Consider the following 14,001-nt stretch of genomic DNA (forward strand, 5'->3'; position numbering starts at 1 on the left):
TCGGAGGTCAGTGCCGGCCGGGACGGGCGCTGACCAGGGTGGTCAGCGACCGGGGCGCCAGCGTGACGGTCGAGTGGCGGCCCTTCCCCGCGACGACTCCCGGCACCTTCTCCAGGTTGTGCGTGGCGTCGGTGACGTACCCGGTGGCCCGCTTCAGGTCGACCTCGGTGGTGACCGCCTCCTCGCCGGTGTTGATGATCTGCACGACCTCGCTGCCGTCGGCGTTCCGGTAGGCCGACACCTTCAGCCCGGCCACGCCGCTGTCGACGCCGATCCGGACCGCGCCGGGGCGGATGTACCGGCTGTACGCCGCGAAGGCGTAGAGCCGGGACGACACCCGGTAGGCGTCGTTGGCGTCGTCGATCTGGACCAGTGCCGCCGTCGCGCCCCGGGAACCGCCGAGCCAGAAGAGGAACGCGCTGGCGTCGGCCAGCGCGAGCGAGTCGTGGATCCGCTCGGCGAGCCTGATGCCGTCGGTGCCCTTGCCGCTGTCCCACGCCTCGTTCCAGCCGTCCTGGACACTCGACGCCGCCCACTCCGACATCCAGGTCGGCGCCGTGGTCGGCAACGGGTGCTCGGCCGGGCTGGCGTAACCGTGCCCGGTGAAGATTTTCAGGTGTTTCCGGGCTTCCGGATCCGCCTCGATCGCCTGGGCGTACGCCTCCGACTGCTGCCAGCCGAACGAGTCACAGCAGGCCACGCCCACCCCGGCCCGCCGGGCGATCGGGCCGAGCACCTTCATGAACTCGGCGGCCTGGGCCGGGGTGAACCGCATCGAGGCGTACGGTGCGGTCCAGTCGGGTTCGTTGGTGAACCCGATCTCGTCGAGCCTGATCCCCTCCTGCCGGTAGAACCTCGCGTACTGGACGAGATAGCGCGCGTACGCCTCCCGCCAGTCGCCGCTGGCGCAGGTGACACCCTGGAGCCCGCAGAGCGCGCCGCCGTTGGCATCGGTTCCGTTGTCCTTCATGTAGCCGGGCGCACTCCAGGCGTCCGCGTAGAACCGGTCGACGCCGCGCTCGCGTGCCTCCTTGACGTACCAGACCTGGCCGCCGTCCCAGCCGTCCCACTGGTAGTTCGGGGTGGCGTCCGGCCCGCCCGGGTCGGTCGGCTGGATCGACAGCATCCAGTCGTACGGGTCAGTCGAAGACGAGCCGATGCCGAGCCGGAGGATGCTCGGGGCCGCACCCGTCCGGCGGTCGAGGAGCAGGTCGAGGACCTGTTCCCGGTTCTGTTCCGACAGGTTGTGGATCAGGGTGGTGCGCTGGAAGGCGATCGAGTAACCGAAACCGTCGATCTTCTGGTGCCGCTCGGCACGGTCGAGGCCGATGCCGGGCTGTGCTGGGTGGGCCTGGGCCGGCGCACCGGACAGGACGGTCACGGCCACGACGGCGGCGACGAGACTGGGGGATCGAAGCACCAACTGCTCCTCGGGGTGGCTCACGGCGTGGGGTTCACCGGCGGGGCGGGCGCCGCGTCCTCCGCACTCCTGTGTGGACCTTCGACCGGCAGGACATAGACCGGCGCCGGTGTCCGTAGGTTAGCGTTCACACCGGGGCGGAGACAGGCCCGACCCACTCGACGGACGCCGGCCCGGCCGGCGGCGACAAGCCAGCCCGGCGACAGTGCCTGCCCGGTGACATGCGCCTGCCCGGCGACCTGGCCGCCGTACACCCGGTCAGGACGACAGGTGAGCCGCGTAGACACGTACCGGATCACCGGAGCGCGACGTGGTCGCCCGCTCGAAACGGAGGCCGATCTTCTCCGCGACCCGCTGCGACGGCCTGTTCTCCGGATGGACGATTGCGATCAGCCGGTCGACACCCAGCCGGTCGCGCGCGTGGTCACGGCAGGCGGCGGCGGCCTCGGTGGCGTAGCCGCGGCCCTGTAGGTCGGCCCGGACGTGGTAACCCACCTCGACGTCGACCACCCCGTCGACCTCCTGCGGCGTCAGACCGCAGTCGCCGACGAACTCGCCGGTCGCCCGGGACCTGATCACCCACAGTCCGAAGCCCTCCCGCCGGTACAGACCCTCGTTCCACCTGATCCAGTCCAGCGCCTCGGCACGGTCCTTCGGACGGGGGTAGTACCGCATCACGACCGGGTCGCCGAGCAGCGCGGCCATGTCGCCCAGGTCGTCCGCCGTCATCTCGGCGAACACCAGCCTTCCGGTGTCGACAGGCGGCCGGCGGCGCGAGTCCACGAGTCCTCCTCAGTTAGGTGGCGGATTTGGCAGCTGGCGGTACGGGTGGCAGGTGCTCAACGACGGCGCATGGCGAACCACGCGGCGGCGCCCACCACGACGGCGATCGAGGCGATGCAGCAGAGCAGAGCCAGCAGATGCCACGGCTTGAGAGCGCCCATGGCCAGTGACCCTAGTGGTTCATCCCGCCCCGGGCTGACCCGCCCCACACCCGGTCGCCGCCGAACCCCGAACCGGCCAGCCCCCCAACCGGCCAGCCCCGAACCGGCCAACCCCCAACCGGGCGCCCCGGGCCCGCGCCGGACCGGGGTGCTTGGCACGAAATCGGGGTGGGTCAGCCGGCGTCGGGTGCCGAGTCCCGGTAGGCGGTCTCCAGCGCGCGCAGGAACGCCTCGACCGGCTGCGCTCCGGAGATGCCGTACCTGCGGTCCAGCACGAAGAACGGCACACCGCTCGCGCCGAACGCCCTGGCCTGGGCGATGTCCGCCTCGACCGCGGCGGCGTACTCGTCGCCGGAGAGCACCCGGCGGGCGGCGTCGGCCGGTACCCCGACCTCGGTGGCGAGCCGGACCAGGGTGCCGGCGTCGTCCACGTTCTCCGCCTCGACCAGGTTGGCCCGCATCAGCCGCTCGTGCAGCTCGGCGCCGAGCCCGTACTCCCGGGCCAGGTGGGTCAGCCGGTGCCCGTCGACGGAGTTCGCCATGATCGACTTGTCGAGCCGGTAGTCGAGGCCCTCCTCGGCGGCGAGTGCCGTCACGTGCCCCTGCATGGCGGTGACCTGGGCCGACGAGGCGCCGAGCTTCTCCCGGAGCGCCTCCGGCACCGGCCGGGGCTCCCCCTTCGGATACGACGGGTCGAGTTGGAAGCTGCGCCAGACCACCTCGACCTCGTCGGCGTGCGCGAACTGTCCGAGTGCCCGCTCCAGCCGCCGCTTTCCCAGGTAGCACCACGGGCAGACGATGTCGGACCACACCTCGAGTTGCACTGATCTCTCCTCGCTCTACGGGCAGGCGCCTTCCCGGGCACCGGGGCGGCCCCGGCGGCTCCGGCGGATACGGGCACCGCCGGGCCCGGAACCCCCGGAAGCGGTACGTGCGCTGTCCGCCCGTTACCGGCTACAACCGTACGTAACGATCTTCCGTTGCGGCGCTGCCGCCCTCGCCCCGGGCCGGACACCCGGAACGCCAGGTCGGGGCGGCGTGACGCGGCGGTCCGGCGGCAGGGCTGCCGCCGGACCGGAACGCCACGTCCCCCGGGGCCGGGAGCACCGCCGGGCGCAGCCGATATGATTGACCGCCGGTACGGGCGCCGCAGCTTTTCAAACTCGCAGTGGTAGGCGTGACACACGGCAGACACTCCGCGTGCTTTCCGGAGCACATGTATTCCGCGTGAACTAAGGGGTCGTGAAACGGTGGAGGACAGTTACAACCCTCAGGCCATCATCGATAAATGGCTGGAGGTCTGGGACGACCGGGGCACCTTCGAGGCCGAGGGACCGACCGAGAGTGGGTCCACCGGGCGACCCCGTTCCTACGTCGTCAGCATGTTCCCGTACCCCTCCGGTGATCTTCACATGGGGCACGCGGAGGTCTATTCGATCGGCGACAGCATCGCACGGTTCATCCGCATGCGCGGGGACAACGTGCTCAACCCGATCGGCTGGGATTCGTTCGGCCTGCCGGCCGAAAATGCCGCGTTGAAACGGGACATGGATCCGAAGGAATGGACCTACCGCAATATCGACGTCCAGGCCGAGTCATTCCGCCGGCTCGGGGTCTCGTTCGACTGGCGTAGTCGTTTCCACACGTCGGACCCGGAATACTATCGCTGGAACCAGTGGCTTTTCCTGCGCATGTTCGAGCGCGGCCTGGCGTTCCGGCGCTCCGCCCCGGTGAACTGGTGCCCGGTCGACTGCACCGTGCTGGCGAACGAGCAGGTGATCGGGGGCCGGTGCGAGCGGTGCGGCACCGTGGTCCAGCAGCGCGACCTGACCCAGTGGTTCTTCCGCACCACGGCGTACGCCCAGCGCCTGCTTGACGACATGGCCCAGCTGGAAGGCAAGTGGCCGAACGAGGTACTCGCGATGCAGCGCAACTGGATCGGCCGGTCCGAGGGCGCGCACATCGACTTCCTCGTGGAGGACCGCAAGGAGCCGATCCGGGTCTTCACCACCCGCCCGGACACCCTGTTCGGGGCGACCTTCTTCGTCGTGGCCGCCGACTCCCCGCTCGCCGACGAACTGTGCGCCGACGAGCGGCGGGCGGAGTTCGAGTCGTACCGGACCGAGGTGCGCACGGCCACCGAGATCGACCGGCTGGCCAAGGACCGCCCGAAGACGGGGATCTTCCTCGGCCGGCATGCCGTGAACCCGGCAAACGGCGAGCGGATCCCGATCTACGCCTCCGACTACGTCCTCGCCGGGTACGGCACGAGCGCGGTCATGGCGGTGCCCGCGCACGACCAGCGGGACCTGGACTTCGCGAAGGCGCTCGGCCTGCCGGTGCGCACGGTCGTGGACACCGGCGAACCCGACCCGGAGACGACCGGGGTGGCCACCACCGGGCCGGGAACCCTGGTGCGGTCCGGCGCCTACGACGGCCTGCCGAACACCGACGGCGGCGAGAAGATCGTCGCCGCGCTGGCCGAGCAGGGCGTGGCCGAAAAGGCGGTGACCTACCGGCTGCGGGACTGGCTGCTGTCGCGGCAGCGCTACTGGGGCACCCCGATCCCGATCGTGCACTGCCCGGACTGCGGCGAGGTCCCGGTGCCGGACGACGAGCTGCCCGTCGTGCTGCCCGACTCCGGATACCAACTGCGCCCGGAGGACGGCAGGTCCCCGCTGGCCAGCGCCGAAGCGTGGGTGACTGTCCCGTGTCCCCGCTGCGGAAACCAGGACGGCCGCCGGGACACCGACACGATGGACACCTTCGTCGATTCGTCGTGGTATTTCCTGCGCTACCCGAACGCCCGGTACGAGGACGGCCCGTTCGACCCGGCCGGCATCGAACGGTGGCTGCCGGTGGACGAGTACGTCGGCGGGCGTGAGCACACCACCGGCCACCTGATGTACGCGCGGTTCATGACGAAGGTCCTGCACGACATGGGGTACCTGCCCTTCGTCGAGCCGTTCCGGCGCCTGATCAACCAGGGCCAGGTCGTGATGAACGGCAAGGCGATGAGCAAGAGCCTGGGCAACCTGGTGAACCTCCAGGAGCAGATCGCCGCGCACGGTCCCGACGCGGTGCGGGTGACGATGCTGTTCGCCGGCCCCCCGGAGGACGACATCGACTGGGCGGACGTGTCGCCGACCGGTGCGGTCAAGTGGCTGGCCCGGGTGTGGCGGCTGGCCGGCGACGTGGGCGCCGCACCGGTCGACGCGGTGCCGGCGACCGGCGACTCGGACCTGCGCAAGGAGATCCACCAGGTGGTCGCCGAGACCACCACGCTGATGGAGGGCCGGCGGCTCAACGTCGCCGTCGCCCGCCTGATGAAACTGACCTCGTCGCTGCGCCGGGCGGTCGACGGTACGCCCGGCCCGAAGGATCCGGTGGTGCGGGAAGGCGCCGAGGCACTGGTGCGGATGTTGACGTGTTTCGCCCCGTTCACCGCCGAGGAGTGCTGGGAGCGGCTGGGCCGCCCCGCGTCGGTGAGCGACGCCGGCTGGCCGGAGGCGGAGCCGGCACTGCTGGTCACCGAGACCGTCACCTGCGTGGTCCAGGTCAACGGGAAGGTGCGGGCCCGTCTCGAGGTGCCGGCGGCGGTGGACGACGCGGCCCTGGAGCAGCTGGCTCTCAACTCCCCCGCCGTTGGGCAGGCGCTGCACGGCGGCACCGTCAAGAAGGTGATCGTCCGGGCTCCCCGACTGGTCAACCTGGTCGTCTGAGCCTGGATCCACCGGTGGTTGGTGAGGTGGGCGTGCCGGTGTGTGGGATTGACCGCCGCTGATGGGTGGGGGTGCTGGGCAGGTCGGGTCTGCCGGTCTGTCCGGCTTGCTCCGTGGTCCTGGTCGTGGTGGTCGGTGTTGGTGTGGTTAGCCGGCGGGTGGGGGCAGGGCGCGGATGCGGTGCAGGGCGGTGAGGAGCGCGTCGGCCCAGGGCCAGGCGCGGGGTAGGTGTAGGTGCAGGCGGCGGGCGGTGCGGGTGAGGCGTGCGCCGACGGTGTAGATCTTGCGGCGGACGGTCTTGGCTGTGACGCGGGGCAGGCTGAGGCCGAGGCGGGCGGTCCAGCGGGTCAGGTTGTGGGCGATGGTGTTCAGGACCAGCCAGGCGGCGTTGCCGCCGAAGCTTTTGGTGGGTAGGTGGGCCAGGCCCATGCCGTGTTTGAGGTCGCGGATGGCTAGTTCGACCTCGGCGTGGCGGCGGTGGTCGGCTTCCAGGTCGAGCATCGGCCCGTCGCGGTCGGTGATGAACGGGTGGTAGTCGTAGACGGGGAACAGAGCCTGTTGGGCGGCGCGGCCGGTGTTGCGGGCCAACGCGTCGGTGCAGGGGGTGCGGCGCACGATCAGCCGGACCGGGGCCGGGTCGGGCCGGTCGTGGCCGTGGGTGTCCTGGGTGAACGGGGTCCAGGTGATCTCGGTGACGGCGGCGCCGGGTAGGAAGTAGTCGATCGGAGTCCAGGCGGTGTCGTCGATGGCGGGGATGACGTGTTTCAGGTTGCCGATCATGCGGGCGCCGATGGAGAACCGCACTCCGGCGGCCCGGCAGGCGGCGACCACGTCGTGCAGGTAGAACCCGGAATCCATCCGGAACACGAGGTTCCCGGCTGCGCCGGCGGCCCGCACACGGCCGATGGTCTCCTTGATGAACACCGGCGCGGCGGTGGCGTCGTTGGACCGGCCCCGCCGCAGTCGGGCGTGCGCGACGTCGCCGGTGCCGGCGATCACCGCGAGCAGGGGGTGATAGCCCCGCCGTCCGGTGCGCATCACCTCCCGCGCGCCGGCTTTGCCCAGCCCGTACGTCTCACACAGCGTGGCCCGCGGCGCGATGCGGGACCGCCCGCTCCTGCTGGTGCTGGACGAGCCGACCGCGGCGCTCGACGCCACCAGCGAGTACGAGATCTTCCAGGCGCAACACGCGATCTCCCGGACCCATGCCGCCGCCCGTGGCACCATCACCCTGATCGTCACGCACCGGTTCTCCACGATCGCGATGGCGGATCTCATCGTCGTGCTGCACGACGGCGAGGTGGTCGAGCAGGGCGATCACCAGACGCTGATGGAAGCGCACGGCCGGTACGCGGCCACCTACCGGCTCCAGCAGGAAGCAAGCGCTGCCGGCGTCGGTGTCAAGCTGAACTAGGGCCCGGGCGGCGGCGGACCGGGTCTGTGGTCCGCCGCCGCCCGCGGTGGAGCAGCACCGGCGGGTGACTGTCGACCCCTCCCCCGCGAGCCCGACGCACCGGGGGTATTTTCGGAGGACCAGCGCATCGTCCAGCTCGGACGCGTGGTCCGGAAGTTCTCCGTAAGTTTCGGCCGCCCCGGCTCGGACGCCGGGCATCCGGCCCAGGCTGAAGCCGGCCGATCACCCGCCGGATCATGTGGACAAGCCGATGAGCAGCGAAAACAGCCCCGGCGGAAATCTCTACCAAGATAAGATTTCCGCAATATTTCCGGGAAGCGTTGACATGTGAACGGAACCGGACCAATACTGTCGCCATCGACAGACCTCCACCACTGTCGATGGCTTACCACCACGTACCGCTCCTCCGGTTGTCGACCGCGCGACGACCGGCCCACCACCACCGCGCCGTACGACGCTGGCGCCCGGTGCCCGTTGCCGGGGGCTGACAACCCTGCCGGGTCGTACCGCGCCGCTGGCCTGCGGCCAGCGACCACGAGGAGGAAGCAGCTAGATGAACGACACCCCCACCAGACCGAGAAGGCGCCGTATCCGGCTGCTCTTCGGTGCCGCCTGCGCCATGGCGCTGGCGGTCAGCGGCACCGTGCTGGCCTCCAGCGCGCACGCCGAGGCCGACCGGCAGGTCTGCTCCAACAGCACCGGATCGCACAACGGGTACTACTTCTCGTTCTGGAAGGACAGTGGCGACGCCTGCATGGTGTTGCGCGAGAACGGCCGGTACTCCAGCTCCTGGGGTAGGAGCACCAACAACTGGGTCGGCGGCAAGGGCTGGTCCACCGGTGGCCGCCGGACGATCACCTACTCGGGCAACTACAACCCGGGCAACAACAACACCTACCTCGCCCTGTACGGCTGGACGCGGAACTCGCTCATCGAGTACTACGTCGTCGAGAACTTCGGCAGCTACAACCCGAGCAGCGGCGCCCAGCGGATGGGTACGGTCACCACCGACGGTGGCACCTACGACATCCTGCGCAGCCAGCGGGTGAACCAGCCGTCGATCGACGGCACCGCCACGTTCTACCAGTTCTGGAGCGTCCGGCAGCAGAAGCGCAGCAGCGGCACGATCACCTTCGGCAACCACATGGACGCCTGGGCCCGCGCCGGTCTGAACCTCGGCAGCAGCTGGGCCTACCAGGTCATGGGCACCGAGGGCTACCAGAGCCAGGGCAGCTCGGACATCACCGTGTCGGAGGGCGGCGGCAACCCGAACCCCAACCCGACCAACCCGAACCCCAACCCGACCAACCCGCCCGGCAACGGCAACTGCTCGGTCAGCGTGACCCGTGCCGAGGAGTGGAACGACCGGTTCAACACGACCTTCTCGGTCAGCGGCGCGAGCAACTGGGTCGTCAGCATCCGCACCAACGGCGGCCAGAGCCTGCAGAGCAGCTGGAACGCATCGGTCAGCGGCAGCAGCGGCACCATCACCGCACGGCCGAACGGCAACGGCAACAACTTCGGAATCACGCTCTACAAGAACGGAAACAACACCACACCCACTGCGAGCTGTTCCACCGGCTGACCCTGGGTGTGGGGTGGGGTGCGGTGTCCTCGGTCCTCCGGGGCGCGGACTGACCCGGTGATCAGACATCGCCCCTGTGGCGCGGCGGCCCTCGGCCGCCGCGCCACACTGCTGTTCCGGCAGTTCCGGGCCACACCCGGCAGGTCGCCGCACCCCGTCCGGGCCGCGCGGCAGGCTGGCCGCCGAGCACCGGAAGCCGGGCCGGGCCGGGCCGGGCCGGCGGGCGCTCCGGAAACTCCCGGTCCAACGCCATCCCCGGCCGTCGGGTGCGGCGGCGGGTGGCCCGTCACCGCCGGTGAGCGTACCGCCGCCGGTTCAGTCGGGCGGGCAGAGCAGGACGCAGCCGCCACTGGGCAGCAACGGCAGCCCGGATGGCAGCAGGGTCGGCAGCAACGGCAACAACCCCCCGTCCGGCGGGTCCGCCGGTGACGGCTGCGCCGGACCGGAACGCTCCGGCGGCGGGGTCCTGTCCGGGGTACGCCCCGGAGCGGTCGGTCGCTCGGACGCGGGTGTCGTCGGCACCGGTCGGGCCGGAGTCGACGGCTCACCGCCGGGCGCCTCGGACCGGTCGGCCGCACCGGGCAGCCCGAGCCGGATCCGCTCGATCTCGGAACGCAGCCGGCCGGCCTCCGCCGGGTCACGGATCTCCCCCACCTGCACCGTCGCCCGGTCCAGTTCCGCCCGCGCCTGCGGATAGCGGCGCTCCGCCACCGCCTCCCGGGCCAGCCCGACGGTGTGCTCGACGGCCCGCACCGCCGACCGGTCCGGATAGACCGCCGCCGCGACCGGCCAGAGCGGACTGGTCGGTCCCGCGTGGTTGACCCCGAGCCCGAGCAGGGCGGTGACCACGACACCGACCACACCGGACAGCACGAGCCGGCCGACCAGCCCGCCGGGCCGCTCAGTCCGGCGGCGGCTCCACCCCGCGGTGCTGCGCGGCAGCGCTACGGCACCGGGGCGTCCGCGCTCCGCCACGGTGGGTTCTGCGCCCCGCGGACCGACATCAGCACGGCGCCCGCCCGGTGGCCGGCGCACGGCGGCACCGGGTCGGGGTCGGCGCTGCGGAGCCGCCGGACGCGGCCGGCGAAGCCGCACCGCGGCAGTGGGATCGAAGTCGAACGGGGGCAGGTCGGCGTCGAGTTCCGCCCGCCAGGCGGTGAGCAGGCCGGCCAGCGGATCGTCCCCGGGGCTCGGGCCGCCCCGGCCCAGCGCGTCGAGCAGCAGGTCGTCCGCGACGACGACATCCGGCTCGGAGACCTCGACATCCGGCTCGGGGACGTCGACCGGACCGAGGGCCACCTCGGAGCCGAGGCCGAGGCCAGGGTCGGGGTCCGTCCGGCCGGTCAACGTGCCGTCCCGCCCCGGCACGGCGTCGCTTCTCGCGCCCGTACCGTCGTCTCGCCCTGCTCCGCCTCGCGGCGTACTCATGCTGCCACCTCGTCCAGGGCGGTGCCGGCCAGGACCCGCAGCCGGGCCAGCGCCCGGGACTGGGTCATCCGGACGGCGGCGGCCGACATGCCCACGATGACGCCGACCTCGTCGGCGGTGAGACCGACCGCCACCCGGAGCAGGACGATCTCCCGGTGTACCTCGGGCAGCCTGGCCAGCAGCGCGGAGAGCCGTCGGGCCAGGTCGGTGGCGACGGCCCGCTGCTCGGGGCCGGGCTCGGCGTCCGGCTCGTCCGGCGGCGGGCCGTCCGCCGTCACCGCCGAGTCGCGGATGGCGGCCCGCTGCGCGTCGGCGACCTTGTGCGCGGCGATGGTGTAGAGGAAGGCGGCGAAGGGCCGCCCCTCGTCCCGGTAGCGGGGCAGCGCCCCGAGCACCGCCAGGCAGACCTCCTGGGCCACGTCGTCGGCGGTGGCGTACGCGCCGCCGATCCGGCCGAGCTTGGCCCGGCAGTACCGGACCAGACCGGGGCGCACCTCGGCGAGCAGCGTCGCCGTCGCCTCGGGGTCGCGTCGAGCCGCCCGGGCGACGAGCTCTGTCTCGGGTGCTGCGGTCATCTGTGGGGTCGCACCTTCGTCGGGGCCACACTCCGGCACCACACCTGGTGTTACCGGCGGGTTAACCGCACCGTATCGGGCGCCGCCGGACGGCACCACCGGCGGGGCCGGATTGCCGGTGTGACGATTCGGCAGCTCAACGGCGTACCCACGGAAAGTGATCGAAGAATTACCGGCCCGCGCTGTTGCGCGGAGCGTGCCCGGCGCGATGTCCAGCAGAGACGGCGGTGGACGAAGCGGTGCACCGGGAACTGCGGGCGGGCGGGGTACGGATGGGCGTCGAGGTACGCGTCGAAGGGCTGACCAAGTCCTTCGGCAGCCAACGGGTCTGGTCCGACGTGAGCCTGACCCTGCCCGCCGGCGAGATCTCGGTGCTGCTCGGCCCCTCCGGCACCGGGAAGTCGGTCTTCCTCAAGACACTCGTCGGGCTGCTGAAGCCGGACCGGGGGTCGATCTGGATCGAGGGACGGGACCTGACCCGGCTCTCCGAACGCGCCCTCTACCAGGTCCGCAGGCTTTTCGGAGTGCTGTTCCAGGACGGCGCGCTCTTCGGGTCGATGGACATCTACGACAACGTCGCCTTCCCGCTGCGCGAACACACCCGCAAGTCGGAGTCGGAGATCAGGGCGGTGGTGCACGAGAAGCTGGAGATGGTCGGGCTGCTCGGTGCCGAACAGCGGCTGCCAGGCGAGATCTCCGGCGGCATGCGCAAGCGGGCCGGGCTGGCCCGCGCGCTGGTGCTGGACCCCGAGATCGTCCTCTTCGACGAGCCGGACAGCGGGCTGGACCCGGTCCGCACCGCCTATCTCAACCAGCTCATCATCGACCTCAACCAGCAGACCGGGGCGACCTTCCTGATCGTCACGCACGACATCAACACCGCCCGGACCGTCCCGGACAACATCGGCCTGATCTACCACGGCCAGCTGGCCATGTTCGGACCGCGCGAGATGCTGCTCTCCAGCACCGAGCCGGTGGTCCGGCAGTTCCTCAACGCGCAGCGGATCGGCCCGATCGGGATGGCCGAGGAGAAGGACTCCGCCGAGTTGCGGGCCGAGGCCGAGGCGGGCGCGCAGTTGCCGCCACTGCCGCCGATCCCGCCGCAACTGGCCCCCTCGAACGGGCGGCCGAGGGCGGCCGAGCAGCCGCCGGGCCGCTGGTGCGAGGAGAACGGTGTGGTCCCGCCGCCCGGCTCCTTCCAGGGCGTCCGGGACAGCGGCGATCGGGGCAGCGGGGTCCAGGGCAGTGGCGAGCGGGGCGACAGCGGGTGGCGGCGTACGGAGGCGTTGCGGTGAGCGCGCCGCCGGCACCGGGCAGCGGCACCCGCCGGCCGAGCCGGTTGGCCGCCGGGCTGGGCGGCTCCGGCCAGTTCTTCGCGTTCTGCCTCGACGCGCTGCGCGGACTGGCCCGGCGGCCGTTCCAGGTCCGCGAGTTCGTCCAGCAGGCCTGGTTCATCAGCTCGGTGTCGATCCTGCCCGCCGCGCTGGTCTCGATCCCGTTCGGCGCGGTGATCGCACTCCAGCTCGGCTCGCTGGTACGCCAGCTCGGCGCCCAGTCGTTCACCGGCGCCACCTCCGTACTCGCCGTGGTGCGCGAGGCCAGCCCGATCGTGACCGCCCTGATCATCGCCGGTGCGGGCGGCTCGGCGATCTGTGCCGACCTCGGCGCCCGGAAGATCCGCGAGGAGCTGGACGCGATGCAGGTGCTCGGGATCGACCCGGTGCACCGGCTGGTGGCGCCCCGGATCGTCGCCGCCGCACTTGTGGCGGCACTGCTCAACGGCCTGGTCAGCGTCGTCGGGGTGGCAGGCGGCTACTTCTTCAACGTGGTGATGCAGGGCGGCACCCCGGGGGCGTACCTGGCCAGTTTCCAGGCGCTCGGGCAGCTCTCCGACCTGGTCGTCGGCGAGGTCAAGGCGGTGCTCTTCGGCGCGGTGGCGGCGCTCGTGGCGTCGTACCACGGGATGACGGCGCGGGGCGGGCCGAAGGGGGTGGGCGACGCGGTCAACCGGAGCGTGGTGCTCACCTTCATGCTGCTCTTCGCGCTGAACTTCGTGATCACCGCGGTCTACTTCCAGCTCGTGCCACAGCGGGGGATGTGAGATGCCGGGACTGCGCACCCTGGACGACCTCGGCGGGCAACTCGCCTTCTACCTGCGGGCCTCCGCCTGGACCCCGCGGGCACTGCGCCGCTACCGCCGCGAGGTGGTACGCCTGCTCGCCGAGATCAGTTTCGGCCGGGGCGGGCTGGCGGTGGCCGGCGGCACGGTCGGGGTGATCTGCTTCCTGACCTTCTTCACCGGCACCGAGGTCGGGCTACAGGGCTACCAGGCCCTCGACCAGCTCGGCAGCAGCGCCTTCACCGGGTTCGTCTCGGCCTACTTCAACACCCGGGAAATCGCCCCGCTGGTCGCCGGGCTGGCCCTGTCGGCGACGGTCGGCTCCGGTTTCACCGCCCAGCTCGGCGCGATGCGGATCTCCGAGGAGGTCGACGCGCTGGAGGTGATGGGCGTGCCGTCGCTGCCGTTCCTGGTCACCACCCGGATGATCGCCGGCTTCGTCGCGGTGATCCCGCTCTACGTCGTCGGGCTGCTCTCCAGCTATCTCGCCACCCGGGCCATCGCGGTCTTCTACTTCGGACAGTCCGCCGGCACCTACGACTACTACTTCCACCTCTTCCTGCCCCCGGTGGACGTGCTCTGGTCGTTCGGCAAGGTACTCGTCTTCAGCGTGATCGTCGTACTTGTGCACTGCCACTACGGCTACCACGCCAGCGGCGGGCCGGCCGGCGTCGGCATCGCGGTCGGCCGGGCCGTGCGTACCGCCATCGTGGCGATCAACATCGTCGACTTCTTCCTGTCGCTGGCCATCTGGGGCGCGACCACGACCGTCCGGATCGCGGGGTGAGACAAGG

Annotated in this window: 11 protein-coding genes and 1 pseudogene; 6 read left to right on the forward strand and 6 right to left on the reverse strand. The window is 71.3% G+C overall.

The window, feature by feature from the left end:
• Positions 1-7 precede the first annotated feature (7 nt).
• The 3 genes from O7626_RS16585 to O7626_RS16595 all read right to left on the reverse strand — a co-directional run bounded on the left by O7626_RS16585 (position 8) and on the right by O7626_RS16595 (position 3,188).
• The gene (locus O7626_RS16585) at positions 8-1,420 is read right to left on the reverse strand and encodes a glycoside hydrolase (RefSeq protein WP_278062070.1); all 1,413 of its coding nucleotides are present in this window, start codon (positions 1,418-1,420) and stop codon (positions 8-10) included.
• Between the two features lie 258 nt (positions 1,421-1,678).
• Positions 1,679-2,203 (reverse strand): GNAT family N-acetyltransferase, encoded by a 525-nt coding sequence (locus tag O7626_RS16590; protein ID WP_278062071.1) that lies wholly within the window; start codon positions 2,201-2,203, stop codon positions 1,679-1,681.
• Between the two features lie 334 nt (positions 2,204-2,537).
• Complete coding sequence (locus O7626_RS16595; protein WP_278062072.1) at positions 2,538-3,188, reverse strand: DsbA family oxidoreductase; 651 nt, start codon at positions 3,186-3,188, stop codon at positions 2,538-2,540.
• A gap of 426 nt (positions 3,189-3,614) precedes the next feature.
• On the opposite strand from O7626_RS16595, the gene leuS reads away from it, so the two are divergent.
• A complete protein-coding gene (gene leuS, locus O7626_RS16600) occupies positions 3,615-6,086 on the forward strand; it encodes a leucine--tRNA ligase (protein WP_278062073.1) in 2,472 nt (823 codons plus the stop codon).
• A 147-nt stretch (positions 6,087-6,233) separates the two neighbouring features.
• Here leuS and O7626_RS16605 read toward each other — a convergent pair.
• A pseudogene (locus tag O7626_RS16605) lies at positions 6,234-7,235 on the reverse strand (IS1380 family transposase); the annotation flags it as partial.
• Between O7626_RS16605 and O7626_RS16610 the strand changes: the two are divergent.
• Together O7626_RS16610 and O7626_RS16615 are read left to right on the forward strand one after the other, a co-directional pair.
• Positions 7,186-7,500 carry a hypothetical protein gene (locus tag O7626_RS16610; protein WP_278066528.1) on the forward strand — a complete coding sequence of 105 codons (315 nt, stop codon included), beginning with the start codon at positions 7,186-7,188 and terminating at the stop codon, positions 7,498-7,500. The pseudogene O7626_RS16605 and the gene O7626_RS16610 sit on opposite strands and share 50 nt — an antisense overlap.
• Positions 7,501-8,053: 553 nt before the next feature.
• On the forward strand, positions 8,054-9,085 hold the full coding sequence (locus tag O7626_RS16615) for a glycoside hydrolase family 11 protein (protein WP_278062074.1): 1,032 nt from the start codon (positions 8,054-8,056) through the stop codon (positions 9,083-9,085).
• A gap of 315 nt (positions 9,086-9,400) precedes the next feature.
• On the opposite strand, the gene O7626_RS16620 is transcribed toward O7626_RS16615, so the two are convergent.
• Both O7626_RS16620 and shbA read right to left on the reverse strand, forming a co-directional pair.
• Entirely contained in the window at positions 9,401-10,513 is a 1,113-nt protein-coding gene (locus O7626_RS16620; RefSeq protein WP_278062076.1) for an anti-sigma-D factor RsdA, read from the reverse strand.
• Positions 10,510-11,088: an RNA polymerase sigma factor ShbA gene (shbA, locus tag O7626_RS16625; RefSeq protein WP_278062077.1), complete on the reverse strand. Its 579-nt coding sequence runs from the start codon at positions 11,086-11,088 to the stop codon at positions 10,510-10,512. The genes O7626_RS16620 and shbA overlap by 4 nt, the downstream gene beginning before the upstream one ends.
• A gap of 227 nt (positions 11,089-11,315) precedes the next feature.
• On the opposite strand from shbA, the gene O7626_RS16630 reads away from it, so the two are divergent.
• The 3 genes from O7626_RS16630 to O7626_RS16640 are packed head-to-tail and all read left to right on the forward strand — an operon-like array spanning position 11,316 to position 13,994.
• Entirely contained in the window at positions 11,316-12,383 is a 1,068-nt protein-coding gene (locus tag O7626_RS16630) for an ABC transporter ATP-binding protein (RefSeq protein ID WP_278062078.1), read from the forward strand.
• Between the two features lie 56 nt (positions 12,384-12,439).
• On the forward strand, positions 12,440-13,189 hold the full coding sequence (locus tag O7626_RS16635; protein ID WP_347404861.1) for an ABC transporter permease: 750 nt from the start codon (positions 12,440-12,442) through the stop codon (positions 13,187-13,189).
• A 1-nt stretch (position 13,190) separates the two neighbouring features.
• Positions 13,191-13,994, forward strand: a complete 804-nt coding sequence (locus O7626_RS16640) for an ABC transporter permease (RefSeq protein ID WP_278062080.1) — start codon at positions 13,191-13,193, stop codon at positions 13,992-13,994.
• The last annotated feature ends 7 nt before the right edge of the window (positions 13,995-14,001 follow it).

It is taken from the genome of Micromonospora sp. WMMD1102, from assembly GCF_029626265.1.
Lineage (GTDB): Bacteria > Actinomycetota > Actinomycetes > Mycobacteriales > Micromonosporaceae > Plantactinospora.

Bases quoted from the DNA above. Each gene is read 5' to 3' on its own strand.
- O7626_RS16610 (WP_278066528.1), top strand. From the start codon at position 7,186: ATGCGGGACCGCCCGCTCCTGCTGGTGCTGGACGAGCCGACCGCGGCG.
- O7626_RS16615 (WP_278062074.1), top strand. From the start codon at position 8,054: ATGAACGACACCCCCACCAGACCGAGAAGGCGCCGTATCCGGCTGCTC.
- O7626_RS16620 (WP_278062076.1), bottom strand. From the start codon at position 10,513: ATGAGTACGCCGCGAGGCGGAGCAGGGCGAGACGACGGTACGGGCGCG.
- shbA (WP_278062077.1), bottom strand. From the start codon at position 11,088: ATGACCGCAGCACCCGAGACAGAGCTCGTCGCCCGGGCGGCTCGACGC.
- O7626_RS16640 (WP_278062080.1), top strand. From the start codon at position 13,191: ATGCCGGGACTGCGCACCCTGGACGACCTCGGCGGGCAACTCGCCTTC.